This is a genomic window from Enterobacter sp. RHBSTW-00318 (genome assembly GCF_014101375.1).
In the GTDB taxonomy this organism is placed as follows: domain Bacteria; phylum Pseudomonadota; class Gammaproteobacteria; order Enterobacterales; family Enterobacteriaceae; genus Enterobacter; species Enterobacter ludwigii.
The window spans coordinates 823581-850360 of the sequence record NZ_JABXQH010000001.1 but is presented as its reverse complement, the minus strand read 5'-3'; the positions used below and the strand labels follow the sequence as shown (position 1 = coordinate 850360).

29 protein-coding genes and 1 pseudogene are annotated in these 26780 nt (G+C 51.5%); 18 read left to right on the top strand and 12 right to left on the bottom strand.

All coding sequences use genetic code 11. The features are described from left to right. Window positions 1-38: 38 nt before the first annotated feature. The 5 genes from icd to HV157_RS04165 all read left to right on the top strand — a co-directional run bounded on the left by icd (window position 39) and on the right by HV157_RS04165 (window position 4737). Window positions 39-1289, top strand: coding sequence for an NADP-dependent isocitrate dehydrogenase (gene icd / locus HV157_RS04185; RefSeq protein ID WP_014169617.1), 1251 nt, complete (start codon window positions 39-41; stop codon window positions 1287-1289). 590 nt (window positions 1290-1879) lie between these two features. Next, window positions 1880-2926 carry a glycosyl hydrolase gene (locus HV157_RS04180; protein ID WP_182268470.1) on the top strand — a complete coding sequence of 349 codons (1047 nt, stop codon included), beginning with the start codon at window positions 1880-1882 and terminating at the stop codon, window positions 2924-2926. Window positions 2927-3125: 199 nt separating this feature from the next. Then, entirely contained in the window at window positions 3126-3476 is a 351-nt protein-coding gene (locus tag HV157_RS04175) for a DUF1304 domain-containing protein (RefSeq protein WP_020884453.1), read from the top strand. Window positions 3477-3552: 76 nt separating this feature from the next. Next, entirely contained in the window at window positions 3553-3798 is a 246-nt protein-coding gene (locus HV157_RS04170) for a YmjA family protein (protein WP_014169620.1), read from the top strand. Window positions 3799-4041: 243 nt separating this feature from the next. Beyond that, entirely contained in the window at window positions 4042-4737 is a 696-nt protein-coding gene (locus HV157_RS04165; RefSeq protein ID WP_182268471.1) for a hypothetical protein, read from the top strand. Here the strand turns inward: HV157_RS04165 and HV157_RS04160 are convergent. After that, window positions 4734-5024: pseudogene (locus tag HV157_RS04160) on the bottom strand (EAL domain-containing protein); the annotation flags it as partial. The gene HV157_RS04165 and the pseudogene HV157_RS04160 overlap by 4 nt on opposite strands. Before the next feature lie 70 nt (window positions 5025-5094). Here HV157_RS04160 and HV157_RS04155 point away from each other — a divergent pair. Then, window positions 5095-6075 (top strand): IS5-like element ISKpn26 family transposase, encoded by a 981-nt coding sequence (locus HV157_RS04155; RefSeq protein ID WP_000019445.1) that lies wholly within the window; start codon window positions 5095-5097, stop codon window positions 6073-6075. A gap of 38 nt (window positions 6076-6113) precedes the next feature. On the opposite strand, the gene HV157_RS04150 is transcribed toward HV157_RS04155, so the two are convergent. Next, window positions 6114-7445 (bottom strand): EAL domain-containing protein, encoded by a 1332-nt coding sequence (locus HV157_RS04150; RefSeq protein WP_182268472.1) that lies wholly within the window; start codon window positions 7443-7445, stop codon window positions 6114-6116. Window positions 7446-7682: 237 nt separating this feature from the next. Between HV157_RS04150 and HV157_RS04145 the strand changes: the two genes are divergently transcribed. The 3 genes from HV157_RS04145 (at window position 7683) to HV157_RS04135 (ending at window position 11381) form a co-directional block, all read left to right on the top strand. Further along, a complete protein-coding gene (locus HV157_RS04145; protein WP_182268473.1) occupies window positions 7683-9203 on the top strand; it encodes a cyclic diguanylate phosphodiesterase in 1521 nt (506 codons plus the stop codon). 169 nt (window positions 9204-9372) lie between these two features. Further along, entirely contained in the window at window positions 9373-10857 is a 1485-nt protein-coding gene (locus HV157_RS04140; RefSeq protein WP_230074984.1) for a sensor domain-containing diguanylate cyclase, read from the top strand. Window positions 10858-11132: 275 nt separating this feature from the next. Further along, window positions 11133-11381 carry a GlsB/YeaQ/YmgE family stress response membrane protein gene (locus tag HV157_RS04135; protein WP_006174788.1) on the top strand — a complete coding sequence of 83 codons (249 nt, stop codon included), beginning with the start codon at window positions 11133-11135 and terminating at the stop codon, window positions 11379-11381. 129 nt (window positions 11382-11510) lie between these two features. Here HV157_RS04135 and HV157_RS04125 read toward each other — a convergent pair whose 3' ends face one another. Both HV157_RS04125 and HV157_RS04120 read right to left on the bottom strand, forming a co-directional pair. Beyond that, window positions 11511-11609, bottom strand: coding sequence for a YoaK family small membrane protein (locus tag HV157_RS04125; protein WP_014883431.1), 99 nt, complete (start codon window positions 11607-11609; stop codon window positions 11511-11513). 45 nt (window positions 11610-11654) lie between these two features. Beyond that, window positions 11655-12683, bottom strand: a complete 1029-nt coding sequence (locus tag HV157_RS04120; RefSeq protein ID WP_182268474.1) for a sensor domain-containing diguanylate cyclase — start codon at window positions 12681-12683, stop codon at window positions 11655-11657. Between the two features lie 304 nt (window positions 12684-12987). Between HV157_RS04120 and HV157_RS04115 the strand changes: the two genes are divergently transcribed. Together HV157_RS04115 and HV157_RS04110 are read left to right on the top strand one after the other, a co-directional pair. Continuing rightward, entirely contained in the window at window positions 12988-13242 is a 255-nt protein-coding gene (locus HV157_RS04115; RefSeq protein WP_020884447.1) for a DUF333 domain-containing protein, read from the top strand. 80 nt (window positions 13243-13322) lie between these two features. Continuing rightward, on the top strand, window positions 13323-13628 hold the full coding sequence (locus tag HV157_RS04110) for a hypothetical protein (protein ID WP_182268475.1): 306 nt from the start codon (window positions 13323-13325) through the stop codon (window positions 13626-13628). Here HV157_RS04110 and HV157_RS04105 read toward each other — a convergent pair whose 3' ends face one another. Then, on the bottom strand, window positions 13629-13973 hold the full coding sequence (locus HV157_RS04105) for a DUF488 domain-containing protein (RefSeq protein ID WP_040017218.1): 345 nt from the start codon (window positions 13971-13973) through the stop codon (window positions 13629-13631). A gap of 151 nt (window positions 13974-14124) precedes the next feature. On the opposite strand from HV157_RS04105, the gene HV157_RS04100 reads away from it, so the two are divergent. After that, window positions 14125-14832, top strand: a complete 708-nt coding sequence (locus tag HV157_RS04100; protein WP_040017219.1) for a CTP synthase — start codon at window positions 14125-14127, stop codon at window positions 14830-14832. Window positions 14833-14862: 30 nt separating this feature from the next. Here the strand turns inward: HV157_RS04100 and HV157_RS04095 are convergent, their stop codons facing one another. Further along, window positions 14863-16050: a CynX/NimT family MFS transporter gene (locus tag HV157_RS04095; RefSeq protein ID WP_040017220.1), complete on the bottom strand. Its 1188-nt coding sequence runs from the start codon at window positions 16048-16050 to the stop codon at window positions 14863-14865. Between the two features lie 99 nt (window positions 16051-16149). Here HV157_RS04095 and HV157_RS04090 point away from each other — a divergent pair, with 99 nt between their 5' ends. Continuing rightward, complete coding sequence (locus HV157_RS04090) at window positions 16150-16941, top strand: helix-turn-helix transcriptional regulator (RefSeq protein ID WP_040017221.1); 792 nt, start codon at window positions 16150-16152, stop codon at window positions 16939-16941. Here HV157_RS04090 and HV157_RS04085 read toward each other — a convergent pair. Continuing rightward, complete coding sequence (locus tag HV157_RS04085) at window positions 16925-17371, bottom strand: DUF441 domain-containing protein (RefSeq protein ID WP_014169633.1); 447 nt, start codon at window positions 17369-17371, stop codon at window positions 16925-16927. The two genes, HV157_RS04090 and HV157_RS04085, sit on opposite strands and share 17 nt — an antisense overlap. A gap of 144 nt (window positions 17372-17515) precedes the next feature. Between HV157_RS04085 and yoaI the strand changes: the two genes are divergently transcribed. Further along, window positions 17516-17620, top strand: coding sequence for a small membrane protein YoaI (yoaI, locus tag HV157_RS26215; protein WP_014169634.1), 105 nt, complete (start codon window positions 17516-17518; stop codon window positions 17618-17620). Window positions 17621-17640: 20 nt separating this feature from the next. Here the strand turns inward: yoaI and HV157_RS04080 are convergent, their stop codons facing one another. The 3 genes from HV157_RS04080 to yeaG form a co-directional block, all read right to left on the bottom strand. Then, window positions 17641-18141, bottom strand: a complete 501-nt coding sequence (locus HV157_RS04080; protein WP_014169635.1) for a YbaK/prolyl-tRNA synthetase associated domain-containing protein — start codon at window positions 18139-18141, stop codon at window positions 17641-17643. Window positions 18142-18255: 114 nt separating this feature from the next. Then, the gene (locus HV157_RS04075) at window positions 18256-19539 is read right to left on the bottom strand and encodes a YeaH/YhbH family protein (protein ID WP_040017223.1); all 1284 of its coding nucleotides are present in this window, start codon (window positions 19537-19539) and stop codon (window positions 18256-18258) included. 99 nt (window positions 19540-19638) lie between these two features. Beyond that, on the bottom strand, window positions 19639-21573 hold the full coding sequence (gene yeaG, locus HV157_RS04070) for a protein kinase YeaG (RefSeq protein ID WP_014169637.1): 1935 nt from the start codon (window positions 21571-21573) through the stop codon (window positions 19639-19641). 432 nt (window positions 21574-22005) lie between these two features. Here yeaG and HV157_RS04065 point away from each other — a divergent pair, with 432 nt between their 5' ends. Continuing rightward, window positions 22006-22755, top strand: coding sequence for a MipA/OmpV family protein (locus tag HV157_RS04065; RefSeq protein WP_014169638.1), 750 nt, complete (start codon window positions 22006-22008; stop codon window positions 22753-22755). A 91-nt stretch (window positions 22756-22846) separates the two neighbouring features. After that, complete coding sequence (locus tag HV157_RS04060; RefSeq protein ID WP_182268476.1) at window positions 22847-23701, top strand: aldo/keto reductase; 855 nt, start codon at window positions 22847-22849, stop codon at window positions 23699-23701. A 47-nt stretch (window positions 23702-23748) separates the two neighbouring features. On the opposite strand, the gene HV157_RS04055 is transcribed toward HV157_RS04060, so the two are convergent. Then, window positions 23749-24633, bottom strand: a complete 885-nt coding sequence (locus tag HV157_RS04055) for a D-hexose-6-phosphate mutarotase (RefSeq protein ID WP_182268477.1) — start codon at window positions 24631-24633, stop codon at window positions 23749-23751. A gap of 74 nt (window positions 24634-24707) precedes the next feature. Then, window positions 24708-25703, bottom strand: coding sequence for a glyceraldehyde-3-phosphate dehydrogenase (gene gapA, locus HV157_RS04050; RefSeq protein WP_020884442.1), 996 nt, complete (start codon window positions 25701-25703; stop codon window positions 24708-24710). 341 nt (window positions 25704-26044) lie between these two features. On the opposite strand from gapA, the gene msrB reads away from it, so the two are divergent. Next, window positions 26045-26458: a peptide-methionine (R)-S-oxide reductase MsrB gene (msrB, locus tag HV157_RS04045; RefSeq protein WP_020884441.1), complete on the top strand. Its 414-nt coding sequence runs from the start codon at window positions 26045-26047 to the stop codon at window positions 26456-26458. Window positions 26459-26499: 41 nt separating this feature from the next. Next, a complete protein-coding gene (locus tag HV157_RS04040) occupies window positions 26500-26778 on the top strand; it encodes a YeaC family protein (RefSeq protein ID WP_182268479.1) in 279 nt (92 codons plus the stop codon). Window positions 26779-26780 lie beyond the last annotated feature (2 nt).

Here is a 26780-nt window from a genome sequence, read left to right as displayed (position 1 = left end):
AGATCAGTAACAACCAGAAGCGCTCGAAGGAGAGGTTAATGGAAAGCAAAGTAGTTGTTCCGGCGGAAGGTAAAAAGATCACCCTGCAAAACGGCAAGATTAACGTTCCTCACAATCCGATTATCCCGTTCATCGAAGGTGACGGTATCGGTGTAGACGTTACCCCGGCAATGCTGAAAGTGGTTGATGCCGCTGTTGAGAAAGCCTACAAAGGCGAGCGTAAAATTTCCTGGATGGAAATTTACACCGGTGAAAAATCTACTCAAGTTTATGGCCAGGACGTTTGGCTGCCAGCTGAAACGCTGGACCTGATCCGCGACTACCGCGTTGCTATTAAAGGCCCTCTGACAACTCCAGTCGGTGGCGGTATTCGTTCCCTGAACGTTGCGCTGCGTCAGGAGCTGGACCTGTACGTGTGTCTGCGTCCGGTTCGTTACTATCAGGGCACCCCAAGCCCGGTTAAGCACCCTGAACTGACCGACATGGTTATCTTCCGCGAAAACTCAGAAGACATCTACGCGGGCATCGAGTGGAAAGCGGACTCTGCTGACGCAGAGAAAGTGATTAAATTCCTGCGCGAAGAGATGGGCGTGAAGAAAATTCGCTTCCCTGAACATTGCGGTATCGGTATCAAGCCTTGCTCCGAAGAAGGGACTAAACGTCTGGTGCGTGCGGCCATTGAATACGCGATCACCAACGACCGTGACTCTGTGACGCTGGTTCACAAAGGCAACATCATGAAGTTCACCGAAGGCGCATTCAAAGACTGGGGCTACCAGCTGGCGATGGAAGAGTTCGGTGGTGAGCTGATTGACGGTGGTCCATGGCAGAAGATCAAGAACCCGAACACCGGCAAAGAGATCATCATTAAAGATGTGATCGCCGATGCGTTCCTGCAGCAGATCCTGCTGCGTCCTGCTGAATATGACGTTATCGCCTGTATGAACCTGAACGGTGACTACATCTCCGACGCCCTGGCGGCGCAGGTTGGCGGTATTGGTATCGCCCCTGGTGCGAACATCGGTGACGAGTGCGCACTGTTCGAAGCGACCCACGGTACGGCACCAAAATATGCCGGCCAGGATAAAGTGAACCCAGGTTCTATCATCCTGTCTGCAGAAATGATGCTCCGTCATATGGAATGGTTCGAAGCCGCAGACCTGATCGTTAAAGGTATGGAAGGCGCGATCAACGCGAAAACCGTTACCTATGATTTCGAACGTCTGATGGAAGGCGCTAAGCTGCTGAAATGTTCAGAGTTTGGCGACGCGATTATCGCGAACATGTAATCCACTTGCTGGGTTAAACAAGAACGGGAGCCGATGGGTTCCCGTTTTTTATTATTCGATTTCGTACGGTTATCAAAACCCCTCCCCTAAATAGCATTTACCGTCCACGCTCTACCGGGCCATCATGCGCTTTCGCCGTTTGATTCGGCGATGTATGCCCCAAAATTTCTTGAATATCTTAATTCCACGTCTCACTAAATTCATTGTTATGGTGTCCGGCCTCACCCGGTGCCGCGCTCATGAATACCTGATCTGACTTATCGGGTACGACGCGATTACGGTGAAACTCTCATTAATTCTGTTGTCAGCATAACTTTCTGGTGTGCGGAATATCACTCGTATTACGGGAGATAGCACAACGTGAATTAGCATCATTTTAAGCAGGCGGCTGATATAAATATCCCTGTCGCAGCAAGTTATTTAATCAAACGGTATTGCTGTGCTGGCACTGTCCGCGGTAGTGGGAAAAGCCAGACAAACTGTACGAAAAAATAAAGCCGGGCAATATCGGTTTTATTGTGTACGTAGCAAATACGCATGGTTATTCATTGCCATGTATTTTCCAATCGAGACGTAAGGATATTCTATAAATGAGTACTTTTGCTGTAGTACCCGCAAATCAGTCTGCAGATAATAATGCGAAAATGATTTATCAGTGGTTGAGTGGTCTGTCTGATCGACAGGGTAAAAAGCTCATTTCAGGTATTTTTGGTGGCTATAGCAATATCGGCGGCGTCGATGCTTTTTCCCTGCAACAAGGAAAAGACCTGCAGGCCCTGACCGGGAAATTCCCGGCTATTTATAGCGCTGACTATGCCCGTGGCTGGGATGCCTGTACCCCTGGAGAGGAAGCCAGTTTGATCGATTTTGGTTGTAATGCCGATCTGATCGACCACTGGAAAAAAGGCGGACTGGTCGCGATCAGCCACCATTTACCAAACCCTTGTTTTGCGGGTAATAATCCTGGTGATGGAAAGGGGGCTCTCAAGCATCCTGTGAGTAATGATGAATTTTCTGCAATCTTACAGTCTGGAACACCGTCGCGTGGACGCTGGCTGGCAATGCTTGATAAGGTCGCTCAGGGCCTACAGCAACTGAATGAGAAAGGTGTCACCGTCTTTTATCGACCCTTGCATGAGATGAATGGCGAGTGGTTCTGGTGGGGGGCAACCGGTGAGAATACAAACGATACTGTACGTATGGATCTGTATCGACGCCTGTATCAGGATATCTTTAATTATTTCGTTAAAACGAAAGGGTTAAACAATTTACTCTGGGTCTTCTCTCCTGATGCAAACCGGGATTATAAGACATCTTATTACCCTGGCGCAGAGTATGTTGATATTACTGGCCTGGACTTGTATACAGACAATCCTGCCACTGTAAACGGTTACGATGAAATGGTGGCATTGAATAAGCCGTTTGCCTTTGCAGAAGTGGGGCCATCAACAATTAACGGCCAGTTTGATTATGCAAACTTAGTGAGTGTTATTCTTCAGAAATACCCTAAAGCAACCATGTTTATCCCCTGGAACAATGACTGGAGCCCGCTGAAAAACCTGAATGCCTCTGGTGCATACAATAATGACCGGGTAATAAATCTCGGAGATGTATGGAACGGCAGCGTTTTGAGTTAATGTACGTTCCGGTGTCACGTTGATGCACCATATAAAATGGTTGAAGTCGCTGGCCCGATCGTTAACGCTATAGAAGATGCTAAAATGTTCAGAGTCTGGCGACACGATCATCGCGAATATGTCATCCAGATTCTGGGTTAAACGTGAACGGGGGCCAGAAGGTCCCCGTTTTTTTCCTCTGCCTGCGGGAGACTGCAAGATGTTAGCTACGATCCTTGTCGCTATTGTTGCATTAATTCATCTCTACATACTTGTGCTGGAAATGTTCCTGTGGAACACAAAAACAGGCCACAAGGCATTTAATCTCAGCCCTGATTTTGCACGCGATACCCGCGTGCTGGCCGCAAATCAGGGGCTGTATAACGGTTTTCTGGCGGCGGGACTGCTCTGGGGACTGTGGCTTGGTGAAAGCGGTGTTCCTGTGGTCTTCTTCTTTTTGACCTGCGTGCTGATTGCGGGCATTTACGGTGCCATGACCGCCAGCCGAAAAATACTCTATGTTCAGGCTTTACCGGCGCTGGCTGCATTGATTGCATTGTGGTTACGTTGATTAACAAGGCTTTGGTCTAAGAGTGCCGTCCGATATACTCAGGCATTACCCTTAAAGGTCAGAGAAGAGACTGTTTATGCACAATGAAATTCCACTTAAATATTATGACATCGTCGATGAATACGCGTCGGAAGCCGCGGAGCCGGTAAGTGAGGCAGAGCGCGATCCTCTTGCCTGTTATTTCCAGTTGCTGCTCACCCGTTTATCGAACAATGAAGAGATCAGCGAGGAAGCCCAGCAAGAGATGGCCAGTGAAGCCGGCATCCGTAGCGCGCGCATTGATGATATTGCGAACTTCCTCAATCAGTGGGGAAATGAATAGTCCGCCTCAAAAACCGTTGTGCTGATGCTTTGCTAAACAGCTCAGCATCACGCTATCGGACCACATGCATTTTTTATCCGGGATGTGCGTTGAGGGTTTACCGATGAGCAGGGCGAAAATAACGATCAGGAAAAAGAGTACCAGCGGAAACAACAGAGAATTTTTCACGTTTTAACCAAATGAGAGTGTGCTTCAGGGTAATCTACGGTCTGAATGTGACGACTATATGTTTTTAGGAAAGAAATGGAAACGTCTGATCTGGAAAAACATTACCACGACACCAACGCGAAGACGCTGGCGCTCTGGGAAAAGCGGGACGGTATCGGAGCGGTAAGGGAGCCGTTTTATGCTACGCAAAAGCTCGCACTGGCGACAGGTTTCCAGCCGGAAATGGCCGCGTCTGTCGACATGTTGTTTCAGGAACTGCGGGCGTTGACCCGCCACGACTCGTTAGTAGACCTCCAGCCGCCATCCGGCTTCCATTTCACCTTCGTACCCATAACGATCCCTCTCTACGACGGGAATGCACCGTTACCGGCGAAGACGCATCAGCTTATCGACGCATGGACCCCTTTTGCCGGTCTGGGTATCACGGTTCGGGAACTCAGGCTGGTGGCATTGCCCAACCAGCTCTTGCTTGCAGGCATACCCGATACACTTGCCTTGAAGCAGCGGCAGGCGTTTTGTGAACGTCTGTTAACCACGGACTGGCAAGAGGCGTTGCGCTTACGCCATGGCAATACCCCTTTACCAGCGCCGTTCTGGCACACTACGCTGTTGCGCTACCAGGCAGACTGTCTGCCTGAATCACTGAGGGCGTTTTTCCGTGAGCGCCGCATGCAGCGTTACGGTGAGGTTTGCGGAGAGCTAAAACTCAACGTCGTGAATTATAACTGGACGCTATGCAGAGCCGTCACGTCGTCAATGTTGACACGTTAACGCGCTGGTTTTTGCTTATCGTTGTTAAGTTGCTGCGTCAGTTCACCAATGGTCAGTGATTTAGAGAAATACCATCCCTGAATCAGGGCATCAGGATACCGGTTTGCGATAAAGCGATATTGCGTTTCGCTTTCCACACCTTCAAAGACGAGCGTTTTATTCAGTCTGGCGAGGGCGTCACTAAAGATGACGAATATATTCTGTTTATAATGCTCATTAATACCATCTACCAGCGATTTATCTATTTTGATCTCATCGTATTCCAGAAGCGATATGCGGGCGAGGTTAGGGAAGGTGCGAACAAGTTCCTGATATGAGATCATCATATTCATCCGGAGCGCATCCCAGAGGGACATCATGAGCCATCAACTCACCTTCGCCGATAGTGAATTCAGCACTAAGCGCCGTCAGACCCGAAAAGAGATTTTCCTCTCCCGCATGGAGCAGATTCTGCCATGGCAGAATATGACCGCTGTCATCGAGCCGTTTTATCCCAAGGCGGGCAATGGCCGACGGCCCTATCCGCTGGAGACCATGCTGCGTATTCACTGCATGCAGCATTGGTACAACCTGAGCGACGGTGCCATGGAAGATGCCCTGTACGAAATCGCCTCCATGCGCCTGTTTGCCCGATTATCCCTGGATAGCGCCCTGCCGGATCGCACCACCATCATGAATTTCCGCCACCTGCTCGAGCAGCATCAACTGGCCCGTCAATTGTTCAAGACCATCAATCGCTGGCTGGCCGAAGCAGGCGTCATGATGACCCAAGGCACTTTGGTGGATGCCACCATCATTGAGGCACCCAGCTCTACCAAGAACAAAGAGCAGCAACGCGATCCGGAGATGCATCAGACCAAGAAAGGCAATCAGTGGCACTTTGGCATGAAGGCCCACATTGGTGTCGATGCCAAGAGTGGCCTGACCCACAGCCTGGTCACCACCGCGGCCAACGAGCATGACCTCAATCAGCTGGGTAATCTGCTTCATGGAGAGGAGCAATTTGTCTCAGCCGATGCCGGCTACCAAGGAGCGCCACAGCGCGAGGAGCTGGCCGAGGTGGATGTGGACTGGCTGATCGCCGAGCGTCCCGGCAAGGTAAAAACCTTGAAGCAGCATCCGCGCAAGAACAAAACGGCCATCAACATCGAATACATGAAAGCCAGCATCCGTGCCAGGGTGGAGCACCCGTTTCGCATCATCAAGCGGCAGTTCGGCTTCGTGAAAGCCAGATACAAGGGGCTGCTGAAAAACGATAACCAACTGGCGATGTTATTCACCCTGGCCAACCTGTTTCGGGTGGACCAAATGATACGTCAGTGGGAGAGATCTCAGTAAAAACCGGAAATAACGCCAGAAATGGTGGAAAAAATAGCCTAAATAGGCTGATTCGATGTGTTTGCGGGAAAAAAATCGGCCCAGATCCGCGAAATTTTAATCAACGAGTCAGCTTGGGAAGACATGACCTGCTTATTCGCACCTTCCTTAGAGTTTTGTACTCCAAAATCGTCAATTGATATTCTCACACCCAATGATTTTAACGCCTGACAGAACCCTTCGAGAACATCCGCAGTGGAAACCGCCTTTTCAGAGAGTTCGACTTTTATCAAGGAGAGTGGAATGCTATTCACTAAACACTCACGACACAGAATCTTAATGAATTGCCCGTCTTCAATCTCGGTTCGGCCAATATTTAATGAAATCACCAGCTGATGTTTAATCGCCAGCGAGGCGATTTCTGCCAGGGATTTTTCGATGATATTGATATAATACTTTTGATACAGGCCAATTTTCTTAATTAAGGGAATAAAGAGCTCAGGCGAGACCTCTCCATGATTGTTATCGCGCCATCTCGACAGAACTTCAACGCCCACCATTTTTTTATCCTGGATTCGAATAATGGGCTGGTAGTTAACGCTGATGGTATTGGCTTTTACCGCGTTAACCAGCGTGCGCTCCAGTGAGAACCGATCTTCATAGATGCGGAAGAAAAACAGCGTGATCGCTATCCAGATGAAAGCCAGAATTGCCGTGAGAAGGGTAAACACCACCAGAGACAATGAAGCCAGCCCTGCGTTGTGATGCTTCACGATCACACACAAATCCCATACGGCGCTGCACTGCGTCAGGGTTAAGGTAAACAGATTCGAATGCAGCCAGCTCTGTTCTTTTATCACCGGGGAGGCTGAGAAAAATGTTCTGCCGAAATCTTTGGTCGTCGTACTCAGTGAATAGTTCGCCGTAATCGGCGTGAACTTATCGTAAGCATAGCGGGAGGTGAATATAATCACGTTATTATAAATTGCCGCATTGCCTGTAAAAAAATCTTTTCTGGAAAACTGTGCCAGAAGAAAACCCCGTGGCGTTTTATGCAGCTCTGCAGGAAGGGCAACGGGAGTGGCGAGTTTACCCCAAAAAGCAGTACAGGCTATTTTCCCCTTTTCAATAAAACCAATATCCCCGAAATAGAGGCTATCTAACTTTATCTGCCTGTAACTATCGAGACTGGTTTTATCACAACCCTGTGTAGTAATGCTTTTGAGCGCCTGCGCCACACTTTGAGAGAGGCCTTCTGAATATTGCAAAAGGGAATGGGAAACCTCGAGCTGTTTGCTCTTTTGCTGGGCCACGATAACCGCATTAACCGCGTAGAGAGAGAGGGCGACCAGCAACGTTGAAATGATAGCAACGGCAATGATCTTTTTCATTTTCCAGTGGTCCCGTCCGCTCCCTGATTGCACAAATCTTAACACAGCCAGGGCAAGGCACAAGCCTGATAATAACGGAGGTTTATCTTATTCAGTCAGAGTAACTCATGCGGAAGTACCAGTTTTTTAAGATAAATCTTAACTAAACTTTTCACATTGCTTTAAGCAGTGCAGAGTTTGCCAGGCGATCGCCTTATACAGGTCATAAATGAGCATTTTTCTCTTAAGGAAAAAATCGTGCGCAACGTTATGCTCCCCATTCTGTGTGCCTTATTTGTGTTTCTGAGTGGCATGCTGATCATTAACTGGCAGTTGTGGCATATGGCCCGGTCAAATTATGCCGAAACCGCCGCCGCAAGCACGCGTAAAATTGAGGCCATTCTTGCTGAGGCTGTCAGTGCTGCAAATACCGCAAAACGGGTCGCCGCCAAAGGGTGTACCGACACCGGACAGCGTGAACTGGGTTCGGAAGCTGCGCTGAAACCGCATCTTCGCGCCATTATGATTGAGCAGCAGGGCAGGATCGTCTGTACCTCCCTTCCCGGAAACGGCGTATTGATTGTTCGCCCGCAGACGCTGCCCAACAAAGGATTGATGCTGCTCCCCGGTAATCGCCTGGTGAACGGCATTCCGGTGTTACTTTTTCAGATGCCTGTCGCGAAAGGGCGCGTTATCGTAAGCGTTAGCGACGCGCATTTGCGGGATGTTATTGCGAGTGCAGCAAACAACACGGGACTGAGGCTGGTTGTTGGCGATAAAGCAATAGCCGGCGCGGGCGATGTGATCAGTTGGCCCCCCGTAAAGTGGGCGGGCTCCATAACAGCATCGGCACATTTTCCGTTTAGCATGGCCTGGCAGCCTCCCGCCTTTTTCAGCCTGACGCGTTTACTGCATCAGGGATGGAGCGTGATACTGCTTATCCTTGCGTTATCTGCGGCTGTCGGCATTCTTATCCGTCGCTACAGGGGGAAAAGCAGCTCGTTTGAAGACGATCTGCGTAAAGCCATCATCCACGGCCAGATCGTTCCGTACTATCAGCCGATCGTGAATGGCGATACCGGCGGTTTGTATGGCGTGGAAGTGCTGGCAAGGTGGAAGCACCCAAAATCAGGCTTTATCCCACCGGATGTTTTTATTCCGATTGCCGAGCGCAGCGGTCTGATAATTCCGCTGACCAAAAGTTTAATGGCGAAAGTGGTGACCGAGCTTAAGCCGCTTTTGCCTAAGTTGCCGGACGGATTTCACATCGGGGTGAACATCAGCGCCAGACACATCAATGCGCCTTCTTTTATCGCTGACTGCCGGGTCTTTGGAAAAGGCTTTTATGGTAAAGAGGTCAAACTGGTTCTCGAAGTGACCGAGCGTGAACCGCTGATCGATAATCCTCATCTGGTGGAAAATCTCAATGCGTTACATAACGCCGGTTTCGTCATTGCGCTTGATGACTTTGGGACCGGGTATTCCGGACTCTCCTGTCTGCACGCGCTGGCGATTGATTATATTAAAATCGATAAAAGTTTCGTGAACCGGGTATCAGAGGCGAAAGACTCTACGATCCTGCTGGACTGTGTGATTGACCTGGCGAAAAAACTCTCACTGCATATCGTGGCTGAAGGGGTAGAAACGAAGGAGCAACTGGACTATCTCAACCGTAATCAGATTACCCTGTTGCAGGGATACTATTTTGGTAAACCGGTCTCGTATAAAGAATTTATTAAAGTCATCTTATCTAAGCCGCTGGAGAAGGTCAGTCTGTAAGAGATTTTTTTCTGTGAAAGGGGCCCAGTAATAATATCTGATGCCCGTTTGCGAAAAGCGAAATATCATCAGATTTCTGTTGTATGCTTAAGTGCAATTCATTTTCCTCTTATCCTGAGCTTTGTTACAGTGACTCTAGTTGTCAGCCAGGGATGTCAGGCGTGATAAGGTGGAAGAGCTCGTGCATGTGAAAAATACTTTTTACACAACAACTATTACCGTCATCATTGTCTCATTGATCATTTCGCTGTCGCTTGCCGTCCAAATTGCCACGTCCAGGCAGCAGTCAATCCAGCAAATAAACACCAGCGTTGCCAACCTGAGCCATACCTTAGACGTGTACAGCGAAGGGATCATGCGCCAAAGTGAAATGTTGATTACTTCGGTTTCCGACATAATCAAAATTTATGGCATGACCCCACAACAGGCCAAAAATATCCAGCGGATGATAAGCAATCAGGATAATCTTCTTATCCAGATAAATAATGTGGTTGTTTACGATGCGCAAGGGAATATTTTTACGGCACTCCATGAAAGTTTTTCCGGACCCCGGAAAGGGGTGGACAGGTCGTTTTTTATCTACCACAAAGAAAATAAGAGCCAGCAGATTTTTATTGGCCAGCCGGTGGTCAGCAGAACGAATGGTAAATGGGTCATAACCATTAGTCGTCGGCTGGAAACCCCTACCGGCGCGTTTAACGGTGTCGTTGTGGTTACGCTGGGTATCGAAAATTTTCTGGCGTTATACGGGCAGATCAATATTGGTCACTCAGGCGTGATCGGCTTAACAACCCAGTCAGGCGTGTTGCTGGTACGTCATCCGTTTAAAAATAATTACATCGGCGCAATTGTTTCGGATTCGCCTCTCTTCAGGACATACCTCAAGGTACAAAACGCGGGTATCGCCAGCTCTGTCTCACGGTTTGATAAAATCGAACGCATTTATGCCTTCGAGAAGAACAAGCGCTACGGGCTCGTCACCACCGTGGCGGTCAGTACGCAAGAAGCGCTCGCCCCCTGGCGCAAGCAGGCTCTCCAGCTTTCTGTACTCATTTTGGTTTTTACCGCGATACTCATTGCGGCGTCCTGTTTCCTCTATTCCGATTTATCCAGAAAAACACGGGATAACAGGGCGCTGAAGATTATTGCGTCTGAAGATGCGCTAACCGGGCTTTTCAACCGACGCATTTTTGATGAAAAAATTCTGTCAGAAATTGCGGCCTGTGCGGCCAGCGACGCCCCGATTTCGGTGTTGATTGTCGATGTGGACTACTTCAAAAAATACAACGATAACTATGGTCATCCCGAAGGGGACCGCTGTTTAACCCTGCTGGGAAATAGCCTCAGGGAGAGCCTGAACCGGGACAACCAGGTTGTGGCGCGCTATGGTGGGGAAGAGTTTGCACTGATCCTGCCAGACACGGATATCCAGGAAGCGCTCCGCCTCGGTCAGACGATCATTCGCAATGTCTTTTCGCTGCATATTGAACATGCTTTCAGTCCCTTCGGGCGGGTCACGGTTAGCGTCGGGATCTCCACTGCGCGTGCCGTGGATATCGCGGGCAGCCAGCAGAACATCATTATAGCCGCCGACCAGGCGCTCTATCAGGCAAAACGTGCAGGGCGAAACCGGCACGCTTTTGTTGCGGTGTAGGCAAAAAAAAGCCCACTCTAGAGTGGGCAAGAAATACTGGAAGCAATGTGAGCAATGTCGTACTGAATACCTGAGCGTTTCACTCAACTATTCAGTGTTGAGAAAGATAATCTTTCTCAACAAAAGATGCAACCCCACATTTCTTGTGGTGCTGTTGATGAATAAACGCGCACTCTCTCACTGTGATGCTTATCACAAATTTCCTTTCTGAAATCCTGTGCTATCCTTTCTTGTGTCGTTGATTTAATGACAAAAACCATACGGAGAGGAAACTTATGGGAATTTTATCCTGGATTATCTTTGGGCTTATTGCAGGTATTCTGGCGAAGTGGATTATGCCGGGCAAAGATGGCGGTGGGTTTATCGTCACCGTAATACTGGGGATTATCGGTGCAGTGGTGGGCGGTTGGATCAGTACGCTGTTCGGCTTTGGTAAGGTCGATGGCTTTAACTTCGGCAGCTTCGCTGTCGCGGTGATCGGTGCGTTGGTTGTTCTGTTTATCTACAGAAAAATCAAAAGCTAAGCCTGATAAATGTTGAAAAAGGCTGCCATATGGCGGCCTTTTTACGTGGTGGATTTACCACCAGCCTAGCTGCGAGCCTGCAACAGCCACGATTGCCACGATCAGCATAATGAGGGTTGTTTTTCTCATTTATGCCCCCGGAGCAGCGTAACCACCGACAAAAAACCAGGCCAAAAACACTACCGCCGTTATAAAAATAACGACCGGGAAGAGGATCCCTATTCTCATACCATCACCTGTTTCGGTTTTTATAACGCCGTAGAGTGTACGGGGTTAATCCATCGCGAGAAAGCGCGTTTTGCTTTTTCCTTTCTTATGCTGATACATCGCGACATCAGCCGCGCGTAACGCACTGTCCGGATCGGTCACGGTGGGGTCAACTTCAATCACACCGAAGCTGGCGCCAGGATAAATAATGTTCACGCTCCCCAGCCAGTATTCTCCTGCAATACGGGCGTCGAGGCGCGTTTTAAGCAGGTTAATCTGTGTGCTCTCACCCGTACTATTGGTCTGGCTAAGCGAGGCCACCAGAAACTCATCACCGCCCAGCCGGCCGATTATCTCGTCCGCCTGTTTTTCTTCAGTCAGACGTTTACCCACTTCAATCAGGAACCGATCGCCTGATTCATGCCCGTAACGGTCGTTAATCAGCTTGAAATCATCAAGGTCGATAAACGCGATGATGGCGTTGCGTTTAAGGTGCTTTGCCAGTGAAAACAGGGTCGTCAGCTCTTCGAAGATGGCGCGACGGTTTGGTAATCCGGTAAGGGCATCGGTATAAGAGTGCGCAATGAGTGCCGCATTGGCTTCCCGAAGCTGGATCACCAGCGACTCTTTCTGAATATACTGGGCAATCAACCCGGCGAATAATTTCAAAACTTGTTCACCGCGATCGCTGGGATGTTTCTTTTCCGTGCTGGTGGCGCAGAGCGTGCCATAGAGTGAACCATCCGCAAGATGAATAGGGATACTCATGTAGGTTGTAATGCCAAGGGCTTTCGCGACATCGCAATCCGGCCAGCGCTCTGCCACCTCGTTACTGAACAACGTACCACTCTCGATGGCGCGCTTACACAAGGTGTCGCCCCATGGAACGCTCAGCCCCTCAGGGATCTGCATCTGCTTGCTGTTGCGGGCGTAGAGGATATGCTGCAGCCGCGCATTGATATCGACCTTCGTCAGGTAGGTGGACTCCATTTCAGTCACAATCTCCAGCATCTCCAGCAGCTGGCGAACGAGACTTTCAAGGGACTGCTCAGTGGCGAGCGTTTCTGAAACACGGGCAAGGATAATATCCGACATGACGTAGGCTCACTCCCATGCAGAAGACGTCTGCATCTGCATGTTATGCTGAATTTTTCGACTTCGGGCATAGTAAAACATGAATATAAAAATTTTAATATTCATCACAGGGGAGCGGGGGAGAAAAAAAGCCCCGATGTTGAGACCGGGGCAAAGACATCTTGATTACGGAATGATGTTCTCTGGTCATTGAGAACACGTGCCACTGTAGTGTGGAAAAGTGCAGTTAAGATGGAGAAATCGTGGAGAAAGCGGCGATGACCCGTTACCCTTAAAGTCTGATGAAGTTAAAAGGATCAATGAGATGAGATTACTGCTTCTGGCACTCGCGTTACCGCTGGCCGCCTGTACCTCCAAAACATCCCCGCCTGATGCCCCGAAACCGCCCCATGTTATCGGGATGGCTAATCCCGCCTCCGTCTACTGCCTGAATAAAGGCGGGGAACAGGTCCCGGTTCAAAGCCCGCAAGGGGTTCGCACGGAGTGCAAGTTGCCTGGCGGCGAAGTAATCGATGAATGGGCGCTTTATCGTCGCGATCATCCGCAACCTGCCAGGTGACAGCGGGATAGTGGCTGCGGTACACTTCTCTTTAGGATTATTCTTAGCCTTTCGATGGCTACCGTTATCGTGAGAGAAGTATGTTTCAGCTTAAACCGGGCAGCATGGCGATGATCATCGGTGCCCGCACGGCGTCCGGCCGTCGTAATATTGGTAAATCTGTTGAACTGTTTGGCCTGTGTCAGCCCGGCCAGCGTTTCGTTAATCCGGTCAATGGCGTCATGACGCAGTTACCCGCCACCTCGGATCGCGCGCTTTGGCTGGTGACCGGTGATGTCTTCGCGTTTGACAATCAGCACGGCTTTGCGTTTATTCGTGCCGAACATCTGATGCCGCTTACCCCGGATACGGTGCCGCAAATCCTTGATGAACTGATGATCGACTGACTAGACATTACGCAGCCAGTCGGCTAACACCAGGGCGTGATTGTGTTCCTTATCTTTCGCGCCATAGAGAAGGGTTAAGGTCTGCTTGCTGGCCAGCGCAGCAAGACGCAACCCCTCGTCCTTGTGCTGCGCCAGCTCTTCCCGGTACGCCTTGCTGAAGGCGTTGAAATCAAGGGTTTCGCTATGAAACGCCTTGCGTAAATTGTTAGACGGGGTGAGCGTTTTACACCATTCATCATACGCGAGATCGGTTTTCTTCACGCCACGCGGCCAGAGTCTGTCTACCAGCACCCGATAACCATCGTCCGGGCTTGCCTGTTCGTATACGCGTTTACACTGGATCATCTTTTCTCCTCACCTGCGGCCAAACGTTCTGCGTATTACTCTAGCACTTTGTCTTTACCCACCCAATTTAAGGTATTGTGATAATTGCAGAAGATCGGTAGTCTGAGGTTCCTTATGTTATCTGCTAATACTCAGGCATAAGGAACCTTTCATGGAACACCTCCCGGCTAAAACCACACTGCGCATTGCGCTGGTTGGCGATTACAATCCCGATGTTATTGCGCACCAGGCGATCCCGCTGGCAATTGACGACGCCGCTGCCGTTCTTGACCTCACCGCTGATTATGACTGGCTCGCGACCACGGAACTGACCAGCCCGGAAGATCTGGTAGGTTATGACGCTATCTGGCTGGTTCCCGCAAGCCCGTACAAAAACACAGCGGCGGCCTTTATCGCTGCACGCTACGCACGCGAAAACAGCATTCCCTTCCTCGGCACCTGCGGCGGGTTCCAGCATGCGCTGATTGAGTACGCCCGTAATGTGCTGGGCTGGCACGATGCGGCGCACGCCGAAACGGATACCGAAGGCACAATGGTGATTGCGCCATTAACCTGCTCGCTGGTGGAAAAAACCGATGCAATTGAGCTGCGCAACAATACGCTCATCGCCAAAGCCTATGGCAAACCGGAAATCGTGGAGGGATATCACTGCAATTACGGTGTGTCGTCGGAATTTGCACGGGAGCTGGAGAGCGGTGACATGCGCGTCACCGGCTGGGACGAGCAGGGTGAAATTCGCGCCGCGGAGCTACTGACCCATCCGTTCTTCGTGATCACCTTATTCCAGCATGAACGTGCCGCGCTGGAAGGTCGACCGGTGGTGCTGGTACAGGCAATGCTGCGCGCGGCGCGCGGATAAAAAAGGCAGACCTGGTGGTCTGCCATTCTACTAACGGGGCGTGACCTCCCGGTCACGCCCGGCAAGCATACCGCAAACGGCCATGATCACGGCGGCCAGTGCACAGGCCAGAAGCGGATAACGCCAGTCACCGGCAGCATCGTGAATTTTGCCCATCAACGGCGGGCCACAGGCGGCCAGCAGATAGCCAACCGACTGTGCCATGCCGGACAAGGCCGCGGCCTGATGCGCAGAGCTGGCGCGCAGCCCGATGAAAGTCAGGCCAAGGATCATCGTTGCCCCGGTACCAAAACCAAACACCAGTGTCCACATGACCGCCATTCCCGGCGCAAACCACAATCCTGCTGCGCTTATCGCGCACAACAGCGCCACGACGCCGGCGATTGCTCGCTGATCCTTCAGACGATGGAGGATTAGCGGGACAGCGAGACCCGGCACGGCGGTGGCCAGCTGTAAGAGTCCGTGCACAGAACCCGCCTGGGCTTCGCTATACCCGTGGCTGAGCAGGATCGCCGGTAGCCAGCCGATGATGACATAGTAAATCAGCGAGTTAATCCCCAGAAAAAGGGTGACCTGCCAGGCGAGGGCAGAGCGCCAGATGGCGCGGTTATGTAACGCGCCTGCACCGGTCACCGTCGCAACGTGTTTCTGACGCCACTGTGGCAGCCAGAGCAGTAGTGCAGCCAGCGGAAAGGCCATCAGCATTAGCAGGGCGCCATGCCAGCCGGCTTCCCCTTGCGCCAGCGGAACAATCAGTGCGGAACCTAACGCCGCGGAGATCCCCATCGTCAGGGAATACGCGCCGGTGAGTCTGGCAACCTGTCCCGGGAAGTCACGTTTAATTAACCCAGGCAAAAGCACATTGCCCAGTGCGATACCGCAGCCAATCACCGCCGTACCGATGAAAAGCAGGGGGGCGGAAGGCAGGGAGCGCACAGCAATGCCGACGCAAATCAGCAGCAGGGCGATAAACAGGCTGCGCTCCATGCCGATACGCCGGGCAACACCTGCGGCGAGCGGGGAGATAAGGGCGAAAGCCAGCAGAGGCAGGGTGGTCAGCAGACCGGTTTGCGCTGTACTCAAGCCATAATCGAGACGAATGGTATCGAGCAGCGGTGCTGCTCCGGTAAAGGTGACGCGAAGCGTAGTGGCAATCATCAGGATACCTGCGATCAGCAGTGCGCCTTTTTTTCCTGAAACCCGAATTGCAGTAGTCATTGTGTTCTCATACGTTCAAGCGAGCGCACACAATACCGATTTTCTCCACGGTTGAAATCAGGCTAAAATGACAGTTTATCGCTAATATCGGACAACCTGATGATTGGTCTCGGACTGGACGGCTACGATCCCGATAGCCGGCATGATGCGGCTGTCGCGTTTCGCATCCGCGTGGTGGCGCAGGAACAATACATTCCGCGACACCAACACCGTAAGGGACAGCTGATTCTGGCGCTGGGGGGAGCCATCACCTGCGAAGTGGAAAACGCCATGCTGATGGTACCGCCCCAGTATGCCGTGTGGATCCCTGGCCAGATGCCGCACAGCAATAAGGCCACGCCGGGTGCCCAGCTTTGCTTTTTGTTTATTGAACCCGGAGCGGTAAGTTTGCCCGATCGCTGCTGCACCCTGAAGATCTCCCCTCTGGTGCGGGAACTGATCTTATCGCTGGCGGAAAAATCACGTGAAGCGCTTTCGCTTGCTGCCACATCGCGTCTGGTGGATGTTCTTTTTGACGAGCTACCGCTGCAGCGTCAGGAACATTTGCAACTGCCCGTTTCGCCTCATCCAAAAATCCGGCTGATGAGCGAGAAGATGGCGGAAGAGCCTGCCGCCTGGCAGACGCTGGCGCAATGGGCGAGCCACTTCGCCATGAGTGAACGCAATCTGGCGCGCCTGGTGGTAAAAGAGACGGGCCTGAGCTTTCGCCGCTGGCGGCATCAGCTGCAGCTTATTGTGGCGTTACAGCTGTTGATTGGGGGGAAGTCGGTACAGCAGGTGGCACAGTCGCTGGGGTACGACTCCACCACCGCGTTTATCACGATGTTTAAGAAGGGGTTGGGGCAGACGCCAGCGCGGTATATAGCCAGCCTGACTATGACTTCCCGATAAACAGTGAGACCAGCCCGGCCGCAATCAGCGGGCCCACCGGAACGCCACGAAAGAGCGCCACACCGAGCACGGTTCCCACCAGCAGACCGGCCACCAGCGAGGGCTGGCTGCTCATCAGCGTAACGCCACGCCCGCCCAGCCACGAGACAAAAACGCCTACCGCTATCGCTATCAGCGATTTCCAGTTCACAAATGAGTGCAGCAGCGTCGAGGCAGGCAGCGTACCGCTGGCGATAGGTGCCATCACCCCAATGGTCAGAATGATGATCCCGATGGTGAGACCTTGTTTTTCTATCCACGGGAAAAAGGTGTTTAACGGGGTCACGCGCACAATGATCAGCACCAGAATTGAGATAGCGACGGTGGTGTTATGGCTGACAAAGCCCAGCGCAGCGAGGGCCAGAAGAATGAGCAGAGTCGGGTCAAACATAAGGAATCCTTGCCAAAAGAGTAAGCCTGCTTACTTTACGCGGAAACACGGCTGAAGACAGTTTTAAAAAGATTTTACTGCTGTCATAACCCTGTCATTTACGGGGGATAAAACAGGGGCAGGCATCGAAAAAGGGTCGCAAAAATGTACGATCACATGTTTGTCGAAACGCTGATCATCTCTTCATCGTTTTTCGCTGTTGCCATTATCCTGGTCGCGTCAGTTATTTTTCTGGAAAAAAAAGGCTGACGGGATGCCAGCCTACACGATTACGCTTTATGGAACGTCACCAGCTCAGGACGGGCGATACGCAAATAATCTTGCGTATCCATAATCACGGATTTTTCCAGCAGACCGGCGTTAAACGCGATTTCATCGAAACGCTCGAACAGGAGCGGGTCGGCCACCAGTGCCAGATCGGGATGGAAGCTAAAAGGCGGAATGGCGCCAAAAACGCAGGCGGTCAGGGTATCGACTTCGGCAGGGCTTGCGAGAGACGCTTTTATCCCCCCAAAATGGCTGGCAAGCTGGCTTAAATCGGCCTGCAGATCGGCGGCGAGGATCGCCAGAACGTGTTTTTTTACGCCGTTTCCCTTCACCTTACAGACCAGTGCTTTTGCCCCTTGCCCCAGATCGGTTCCGCGGATCTCACTCACCGCTTCACATTTCCCCACGGCGTCATGCTCCATGACGCGAAATCGTGCGCCCTGCTGGGTTAACAACGTAATGAGTTGCTGGTGGGTTGTTGTTCCCTTAACGTCATCAGACATAGCGATTTACCTGTTAAATACCAATACGCAGCGTTTAACCTTAGCACAGAATATTTCGCCGTTGGGATAGGCAGGACGCAAAGAAAACAGCCAGCGGATTCGCTGGCTGTTGGGTCAGGCATTGCTGTTGGCTGACTGTTTATGGAACAGTTCCCTGAACACCGGATAGATATCATCCTGATCGCGGATATGCTGCATGGCAAAGTTATCAAACATCGATTGCAGATGTTCATACTCACGCCACAGCGTCTGGTGAGCACGGCGGGTAATTTCGATATAGCTGTAGTAACGCACCACCGGCAGAATTTTCTTCGCCAGAATGTCGTGACACAGCGGGGAGTCATCCGCCCAGTTATCGCCATCTGATGCCTGCGCGGCATAGATGTTCCACTGCGCCGGGTCGTAACGCTCTTTCACCACTTCATCCATCAGTTTCAGAGCGCTCGACACGATGGTGCCACCGGTCTCCTGCGAGTAAAAGAACTCATGTTCATCCACCTCTTTCGCCTGAGTGTGATGGCGAATATAGACCACTTCCACGTTCTTATAGGTTCTGCTCAGGAACAGATAGAGCAGGATATAAAAACGCTTCGCCATATCCTTGGTGGCCTGGTCCATCGAGCCGGAGACATCCATCAGACAGAACATGACCGCCTGGCTCGACGGTTCGGGGCGTTTTTCGTAATTTTTGTAGCGCAGGTCGAAGGTGTCGATAAACGGTACCCGGTCTATTTTAGCCCGGAGTTCGGCTATCTCTTTGCGCAGGCGTTCCTCTTCCAGCAGTTGTGCCGGTTCAGTATTTTCCACCACCTTCAGGTTGCTCTCCAGCTCGCGGAGTTCGCGCCGTTTACCTGCCGTCATGGCCGTGCGTCGCGCCAGAGAGTTCTGCAGCGAACGGACCACGCTGATGTTGGCGGGCACGCCGTTTGCGGTATATCCCGCGCGATGGGTTTTGTACTCGTTAAGCTGACGATGCTGGTTCTTTTTCAGATTCGGCAGCGCCAGATCCTCAAACAGCAGGTCGAGATACTCATCTTTTGAAATCTGGAAGACAAACTCATCCTGTCCTTCACCGTCCTGGCTGGCCTGTCCCTGACCGCTTCCTGAACCGCCCCCGCCGCCTTGCGGGCGCTCGATTCTGTCGTTCTGCACGAAGTGGTCATTACCTGGGTGTACGCGATGGCGCAGGCCGCCACGTCCCTGATGAAACATCGGTTCGCTGATGTCATCGGTGGGGATGGAGACAGATTCGCCGCTGTCGACGTCGGTCACCGAGCGTTTGTTGATGGCCTCGGAGATCGACTGTTTAATTTGCGCTTTATAACGGCGCAAGAAGCGCTGGCGATTTACCGTGCTCTTGTTTTTGCCGTTAAGACGACGGTCAATAAACCAGGTCATATATCCCCCGTACTGCATTTGCCAACTTGCAGTGTCCGGACGTGCCGGACATTTTTGTAGCCCGGCAGGCGTATGCGCTACCGGGCACTTGTACTTGTATTAAGACGATTTACGTACGCGCAGATACCATTCGCAGAGCAGGCGAACCTGTTTGCGGGTGTAGCCTTTCTCCATCATACGGTCGACAAAATCGTCGTGCTTTTTCTGCTCATCGGTTGACGTTTTAGTGTTAAACGAAATCACCGGCAACAGCTCTTCGGTATTGGAGAACATTTTCTTCTCGATTACCGTGCGCAGTTTCTCGTAGCTGGTCCAGTTCGGATTACGTCCGTTGTTATGCGCTCTGGCGCGCAGGACGAAGTTCACAATCTCGTTACGGAAGTCTTTCGGGTTACTGATCCCGGCCGGCTTCTCGATTTTTTCCAGCTCTGCGTTCAGGGATTCCCGGTCGAACAACTGGCCGGTATCCGGGTCGCGGTACTCCTGGTCCTGGATCCAGAAGTCAGCATAGGTGACATAACGGTCAAAAATGTTCTGCCCGTACTCTGAATAAGACTCCAGGTAGGCGGTCTGGATCTCTTTGCCGATGAACTCCGCATATTTCGGGATCAGGTAGCCTTTCAGGAACTCAAGGTAGCGTTCAGCCTGTTCCTGCGGGAACTGCTCGCGTTCAATTTGCTGCTCCAGCACGTAGAACAGATGAACCGGGTTGGCTGCCACTTCCGCATGGTCGAAGTTAAACACGCGGGAGAGGATCTTAAAGGCGAAACGCGTGGACAGACCGTTCATCCCTTCGTCCACACCGGCGTAGTCGCGGTACTCCTGATAAGACTTCGCTTTCGGGTCGGTATCTTTCAGGCTTTCCCCGTCGTACACGCGCATTTTCGAGTAGATGCTGGAGTTTTCCGGCTCTTTCAGGCGCGAGAGAATGGAAAAGCGCGACAGCGTTTCCAGGGTGCCCGGTGCGCAAGGTGCGTGTACCAGCTCACTGTGGTTAAGCAGTTTCTCGTAAATTTTGATCTCTTCGGAGATCCGCAGGCAATAAGGCACTTTGACGATGTAGACACGGTCAAGGAACGCCTCATTGTTTTTGTTATTACGGAAGGAGACCCACTCAGATTCGTTTGAGTGCGCGAGGATAATGCCGTTAAACGGCAGGGCGGAAATACCTTCCGTACCATTGTAGTTGCCTTCCTGGGTGGCCGTCAGCAGCGGATGCAGCACTTTAATCGGTGCTTTAAACATCTCGACGAACTCCATAATCCCCTGGTTGGCGCGGCACAGCGCACCCGAGTAACCGTAGGCATCCGGGTCGTTTTGCGCGTAGTTTTCCAGCTTACGAATATCGACTTTACCCACCAGGGCGGAGATATCCTGGTTGTTCTCATCCCCCGGTTCAGTTTTGGCGATAGCAATCTGTTCCAGAATGGATGGCCACACCTTGACGACGCGGAATTTGGTGATATCCCCACCAAACTCGTGCAGGCGTTTTGCCGCCCAAGGCGACATGATGGTGCCAAGATAGCGCCGCGGAATACCAAACTCTTTATCCAGAATTTGCGCATCTTCCTGCGGGTTAAACAGGCACAGCGGATGGTCATTCACCGGGCTGCGTTCACCGTTAGCGCTCAGCACATAGATAGGGACGCGCTGCATCAGTGATTTCAGACGTTCAGCCAGTGATGATTTACCCCCACCCACAGGGCCGAGTAAATAAAGGATCTGTTTCTTCTCTTCCAGACCCTGGGCGGCATGCTTCAGGTAGGAGACAATCTGTTCGATGGCATCTTCCATACCATAGAACTCTTCAAACGCCGGGTATCGGGCGACCACCCGATTCGAAAAGAGACGGGAAAGCCGAGGTTCCAGGGCAGTATCAACCATGTTTGGCTCACCAATAGCCATTAATAGCCGTTCTGCCGCATTGGCATAGGCACTGCGATCTTGCCGACAAATGGTAAGAAACTCCTGCAGTGTGAACTCTTCGTCCTTGGCAGCTTCATAACGCTGGCGATAGTGATCGAATATATTCATGGCATGCCGTCCTTTCGTTTTTTAGCACAGGATAAGAGCCGTTCGTATGAGTAGTGGAGGCTCCCGGAAGAGAATCTCTCGCACCTCACTGCCAGAGCAGCAACCTGTGTGCCAGGTCAGACGCTAAGAACCGCAGGGTGTTCAGAAAAAACTCTTCTTAATTTAAAGCGTAGATGGCATTTGCAAAACTTGCATGCCGATAAAATCTAATTTCAATGACATATCAATAACTCATCCAAAAATTTCCCCTGCTGTTTTAGGGTAAAAGCACGTTTTTCATTCAGTAGTCATATAAATGAAAGCAGGCTGTCACCTGAAAAGTTGAAAATAACGGGTTAATCAGACTGATTAGCAGGCAAAAAATTTTGGGATGTACGACAATGGCGGTTAAACTTCTCTCGCTGATTATTTGACTACAGGAAAGAATGGATTGTGACCAAACTCAAACTTCTGGCATTGGGCGTACTTGCCGCAACCGCTGTTAGCACCGCACAGGCGGCGGAAAGTCAGTGGACTGTTGGCGCGGGCGTTGGCGTGATTAACAGCCCATACAAACAGTATGATCGTGATGTTTATCCAGTTCCGGTTGTCACCTATGAAGGCGATAACTTCTGGTTCCGCGGTCTGGGCGGTGGCTACTATCTCTGGAATGATACGGCCGACAAGCTCTCCATCATGGCTTATTACGATCCGACGCACTTCAAGCCGGGTGACAGCGACAGCCATGCGCTTCGCCAGCTCGACAAGCGTAAGAGCACCATGATGGCGGGACTCTCTTATGTGCATAACACCGAATATGGCTTCCTGCGTACCGCACTTGCGGGGGATACGCTGGATAACAGCAACGGTTTTATCTGGGATCTGGCCTGGCTCTATCGCTACACCAACGGTGCGTTAACGCTAACTCCGGGTATCGGTGTGCAATATAACAGTGAGAACTACAACGACTACTACTATGGTGTTTCTAAGAACGAATCCCGTCGTAGCGGTCTGAAGAGCTACAGTGCGGACGACGGCTGGGATCCGTACCTTGAGCTGACGGCGAGCTATAACTTCCTCGGTGACTGGAACGTCTACGGTACCGGGCGCTATGAGCGTCTGAGCGATGAAGTGAAAGACAGCCCGATGGTTGATAAGTCCTGGGCGGGCATATTCTCAGTCGGTGTGTCCTACAAGTTCTGATTGTGCATTAAAACAGTGCAATCATTGCATCAAAACGGGGCGCTTGCGCCCCGTTTGCATTGGTGTGGTGCAACGAAAAAGAGGGGATGATATGAGCGTAAAAACCGTGACCTTTTCCGCAGGGCGTCCACTTCCGGCTATCGGACAGGGTACCTGGTATATGGGAGAAAAAGCCAGCCAGCGTAAATCCGAAGTGAATGCACTGCGGGCGGGCATTGATATGGGGTTAACGTTAATTGATACCGCTGAAATGTATGCCGAAGGCGGAGCGGAAGAGGTGGTCGGGGAGGCCATTAAGGGCCAGCGCGACGACGTTTTTCTGGTATCAAAAGTCTACCCGTGGAACGCTGGCGGTCTGAAAGGCCAGGCGGCGTGTGATGCCAGTCTGCGACGTCTCGGGACAGACCATATCGATCTCTACCTTCTGCACTGGCGCGGTAACTATGGCCTGGATGAAACCATTACGCTGATGGACACACTCCAGCAGCAGGGAAAAATTGGCCGCTGGGGCGTCTCAAACCTGGATTATGAAGATATGCAGGCGCTGTGGCGTGAAGAGGGCGGTTCCGCCTGTGCCACTAATCAGGTGCTTTATCATCTGGCGTCACGGGGAATTGAATTTGATCTGCTTCCCTGGTGTCAGCAACAGGCGATGCCGGTGATGGCTTACTGCCCGCTGGCTCAGGCCGGGCGCCTGCGTTCGGGGCTGATGAACCATCCGGTCGTGAATGCCATCGCGCATAACCACCGCGCCACTGCCGCCCAAATTCTGCTGGCGTGGGTTATCCGCCATCAGGGTGTTATTGCCATACCGAAAGCGGCCTCGATTGAGCATGTTAACGCCAACGCTGGAGCGCTGGAGATAACCCTCACCGCGGAAGAACGTCACAAACTGGATAATGCTTTCCCGCCACCCACCCATAAACGCCCGCTGGATGTCGTTTAATCCTGACGCATGCCCCTCTCCTTTACAGGAAGAGGGGCGGTAGCGTATTAGCGCTTCACAATACTGATTGTCTGCCCTAAGCGAGACGGTTTTTCTTCGCTGGTTTTTTGTGTCGCAGTGACGCACGCCGTTTCCACACAGACGAAGGTTTTGTAACCGTCATCAGGCACGTCGGCCATACTGACAGAAAGTGCCGGGCCCGGGTTCCAGCCCACCACGTTGCTGTGATGGTGGTGTACCACTTCGATACCACGGTTCAGGGCGCTGTCGTGGATCACGTTGCACGCTTCCGGATGCAGGTAAACGCGGTCAGTACGGTCCGGGAACGTCTGAATGCCGTCGCTCAGTTTTCCTTCTTTCGCGTTATCCACTTTGTCGATAAAGGTATCGCCAAGGCCGCTCACCTTCACGGCGCTGATGTCACCAACGTTGAAATAGGTGTGCAGGGCGGAGGTGGTTTCAAATTCACCGTGCGCTTCCAGTTCGATTTCGCAGGTTTTGCCCAGCTTGAAGCGTGCGTACAGGGTGAAATCGTGCGGCCACAGGGCGCGGGTATCCTCATTCGCCTGCAGCTCAAAGGTCAGTACCGCACCGTTATCGTCTTCATTGTGCGCTTTCAGCGTCCACTGCTGGTTACGGGCAAAACCGTGAGAAGGCAGGCCTTTCTCAGTGGAAGGTCCAAACCATGGCCAGCAAATAGGCACGCCGCCGCGAATCGCATCCCCTTTTTTAAAGGAGGTCGAGTCGCTCAGCCACAGTGCTTCCGTTTCGCCTTCAGGTTTCCAGGAGAGCAGGTGTGCGCCGTTCAGCGCCACGGAGGCTTTTACGCGCGGGTGGTCAACGACGATGATATCCGCACCATCAATCTGGCGGCGGGAGAGCACAGGGGTAAGTTGTTCGACTACCGGAAGTGCAAAAATTTTATTAATCATTAAGCAATCCTCTGTCTAAAAACAATAAAAAAGGCGACCGAAGTCGCCTTTTTGGATCAAGAACTCATCTCAACTTATTTGGAGATGTGAGCGATCAGGTCCAGTACTTTGTTAGAGTAGCCTGTTTCGTTGTCGTACCAGGAAACCAGTTTCACGAAGTTGTCGTTCAGTGCGATACCTGCTTTAGCATCGAACACGGAAGTGCACACTTCGCCGTTGAAATCGGTAGATACAACGTCGTCTTCGGTGTAGCCCAGAACGCCTTTCATTGCGCCTTCGGAAGCAGCTTTGATTGCTTTCTTAATTTCTTCATAAGAAGCAGCTTTTTCCAGACGAACGGTCAGGTCAACAACGGATACGTTAGGAGTTGGAACGCGGAACGCCATACCAGTCAGTTTGCCATTCAGTTCTGGCAGTACTTTACCTACAGCTTTAGCTGCACCGGTAGAGGATGGGATGATGTTCTGAGCCGCGCCACGGCCGCCACGCCAGTCTTTGTGAGACGGGCCGTCAACAGTTTTCTGAGTCGCGGTGGTCGCGTGAACGGTAGTCATCAGACCTTCGACGATGCCGAAGTTGTCGTTGATTACTTTCGCCAGCGGTGCCAGGCAGTTGGTGGTGCAGGATGCGTTAGAAACGATGTCCTGGCCAGCGTAAGTTTCGAAGTTTGCACCACGAACGAACATTGGTGTGTTGTCTTTAGAAGGACCGGTCAGAACAACTTTTTTCGCACCCGCGGTGATGTGTTTACGCGCAGTTTCGTCGGTCAGGAAGATACCGGTAGCTTCTGCTACAACATCAACACCGATTTCGTTCCATTTCAGGTTAGCTGGGTCTTTCTCAGCAGTAACGCGGATGGTTTTGCCATTAACAACCAGGTGGCCGTCTTTCACTTCAACGGTGCCGTCGAAACGACCGTGAGTTGAGTCGTACTTCAGCATGTACGCCATGTATTCAGCGTCCAGGAGATCGTTGATACCAACGATTTCGATGTCAGAACGTTTCTGAGCAGCACGGAAAACAATACGGCCGATACGGCCAAAACCGTTGATACCTACTTTGATAGTCATATATTCCACCAGCTATTTGTTAGTGAATAAAAGGTTGCCTGTAAAATTACAAAAACCTTACGCAGCGTCAAGCGGAATCGTGTCAATCATTGCGACAAATCAATCCTGTGACTAACGTTTGTGCGACTGACTCGCCTCACTTTCCCTTTGAGCTAGCAACCACATGGGGGCTGCGCGCGGCATTTTAAAGTCCTCGCAGGATAAAAATGTGAACATGATCACAATTGCCTGACCGCCTTTTCGCGACACATAAGTTTAGAACAAAAGTGCACGCAAGGGTGTTAATGTTTTGTTAGAATCCGGGTTAAAAGGTGTCTGTTTCTACAGCGAGATGTAAGCATATGTCGAACCAACGTAACCCTGACGATTTGAAAAAAAACCTCACCGAAATGCAGTTTTACGTGACGCAAAATCACGGAACCGAACCGCCTTTTACCGGCCGTTTACTGCACAACAAGCGCGACGGTGTCTACCATTGTCTGGTATGTGATGCCCCGTTGTTCAATTCCCAAACGAAGTTCGATTCTGGCTGTGGCTGGCCAAGCTTTTATGAGCCGGTCAGCGACGATGCGATCCGCTACCTGAGCGACACGTCGCACGGCATGGTGCGAACTGAAATTCGTTGCGGAACCTGTGACGCCCACCTTGGACACGTGTTCCCGGATGGCCCTCAGCCGACGGGTGAGCGTTTCTGTGTGAATTCAGCGTCGATGAGCTTCACCGATGATGAAAACGGTGACCAGATCAAAGGTTGAAAAAACGATTCAGCAAATTATTCCTTTGAAAGGGAGAGATCGTGAATATTGATGACATGATTAGCGGTATGACGCCGGAGGTGTATCAGCGCCTGGTGACTGCAGTTGAACTGGGAAAATGGCCAGACGGTGTCGCGCTCACGCCGGAGCAAAAAGAGAACAGTCTGCTACTGGTGATGCTCTGGCAGGCGCGTAACAATACCGACGCGCAACACATGACTATCGACACTCAAGGCCAGATGGTGATGAAGAGCAAGCGCGAGCTGAAAGAGGACTTTGGTATCACGCCAAAGCCGATCGCGACGATAAAAATGCAGTAACG

Excerpts from the sequence above, each read along its gene's own strand:
- icd (WP_014169617.1), top strand. The coding sequence starts at position 39 with ATGGAAAGCAAAGTAGTTGTTCCGGCGGAAGGTAAAAAGATCACCCTG.
- HV157_RS04180 (WP_182268470.1), top strand. The coding sequence starts at position 1,880 with ATGAGTACTTTTGCTGTAGTACCCGCAAATCAGTCTGCAGATAATAAT.
- HV157_RS04175 (WP_020884453.1), top strand. The coding sequence starts at position 3,126 with ATGTTAGCTACGATCCTTGTCGCTATTGTTGCATTAATTCATCTCTAC.
- HV157_RS04170 (WP_014169620.1), top strand. The coding sequence starts at position 3,553 with ATGCACAATGAAATTCCACTTAAATATTATGACATCGTCGATGAATAC.
- HV157_RS04165 (WP_182268471.1), top strand. The coding sequence starts at position 4,042 with ATGGAAACGTCTGATCTGGAAAAACATTACCACGACACCAACGCGAAG.
- HV157_RS04155 (WP_000019445.1), top strand. The coding sequence starts at position 5,095 with ATGAGCCATCAACTCACCTTCGCCGATAGTGAATTCAGCACTAAGCGC.
- HV157_RS04150 (WP_182268472.1), bottom strand. The coding sequence starts at position 7,445 with ATGAAAAAGATCATTGCCGTTGCTATCATTTCAACGTTGCTGGTCGCC.
- HV157_RS04135 (WP_006174788.1), top strand. The coding sequence starts at position 11,133 with ATGGGAATTTTATCCTGGATTATCTTTGGGCTTATTGCAGGTATTCTG.
- HV157_RS04125 (WP_014883431.1), bottom strand. The coding sequence starts at position 11,609 with ATGAGAATAGGGATCCTCTTCCCGGTCGTTATTTTTATAACGGCGGTA.
- HV157_RS04120 (WP_182268474.1), bottom strand. The coding sequence starts at position 12,683 with ATGTCGGATATTATCCTTGCCCGTGTTTCAGAAACGCTCGCCACTGAG.
- HV157_RS04115 (WP_020884447.1), top strand. The coding sequence starts at position 12,988 with ATGAGATTACTGCTTCTGGCACTCGCGTTACCGCTGGCCGCCTGTACC.
- HV157_RS04110 (WP_182268475.1), top strand. The coding sequence starts at position 13,323 with ATGTTTCAGCTTAAACCGGGCAGCATGGCGATGATCATCGGTGCCCGC.
- HV157_RS04105 (WP_040017218.1), bottom strand. The coding sequence starts at position 13,973 with ATGATCCAGTGTAAACGCGTATACGAACAGGCAAGCCCGGACGATGGT.
- HV157_RS04100 (WP_040017219.1), top strand. The coding sequence starts at position 14,125 with ATGGAACACCTCCCGGCTAAAACCACACTGCGCATTGCGCTGGTTGGC.
- HV157_RS04095 (WP_040017220.1), bottom strand. The coding sequence starts at position 16,050 with ATGACTACTGCAATTCGGGTTTCAGGAAAAAAAGGCGCACTGCTGATC.
- HV157_RS04090 (WP_040017221.1), top strand. The coding sequence starts at position 16,150 with ATGATTGGTCTCGGACTGGACGGCTACGATCCCGATAGCCGGCATGAT.
- HV157_RS04085 (WP_014169633.1), bottom strand. The coding sequence starts at position 17,371 with ATGTTTGACCCGACTCTGCTCATTCTTCTGGCCCTCGCTGCGCTGGGC.
- yoaI (WP_014169634.1), top strand. The coding sequence starts at position 17,516 with ATGTACGATCACATGTTTGTCGAAACGCTGATCATCTCTTCATCGTTT.
- HV157_RS04080 (WP_014169635.1), bottom strand. The coding sequence starts at position 18,141 with ATGTCTGATGACGTTAAGGGAACAACAACCCACCAGCAACTCATTACG.
- HV157_RS04075 (WP_040017223.1), bottom strand. The coding sequence starts at position 19,539 with ATGACCTGGTTTATTGACCGTCGTCTTAACGGCAAAAACAAGAGCACG.
- yeaG (WP_014169637.1), bottom strand. The coding sequence starts at position 21,573 with ATGAATATATTCGATCACTATCGCCAGCGTTATGAAGCTGCCAAGGAC.
- HV157_RS04060 (WP_182268476.1), top strand. The coding sequence starts at position 22,847 with ATGAGCGTAAAAACCGTGACCTTTTCCGCAGGGCGTCCACTTCCGGCT.
- HV157_RS04055 (WP_182268477.1), bottom strand. The coding sequence starts at position 24,633 with ATGATTAATAAAATTTTTGCACTTCCGGTAGTCGAACAACTTACCCCT.
- gapA (WP_020884442.1), bottom strand. The coding sequence starts at position 25,703 with ATGACTATCAAAGTAGGTATCAACGGTTTTGGCCGTATCGGCCGTATT.
- msrB (WP_020884441.1), top strand. The coding sequence starts at position 26,045 with ATGTCGAACCAACGTAACCCTGACGATTTGAAAAAAAACCTCACCGAA.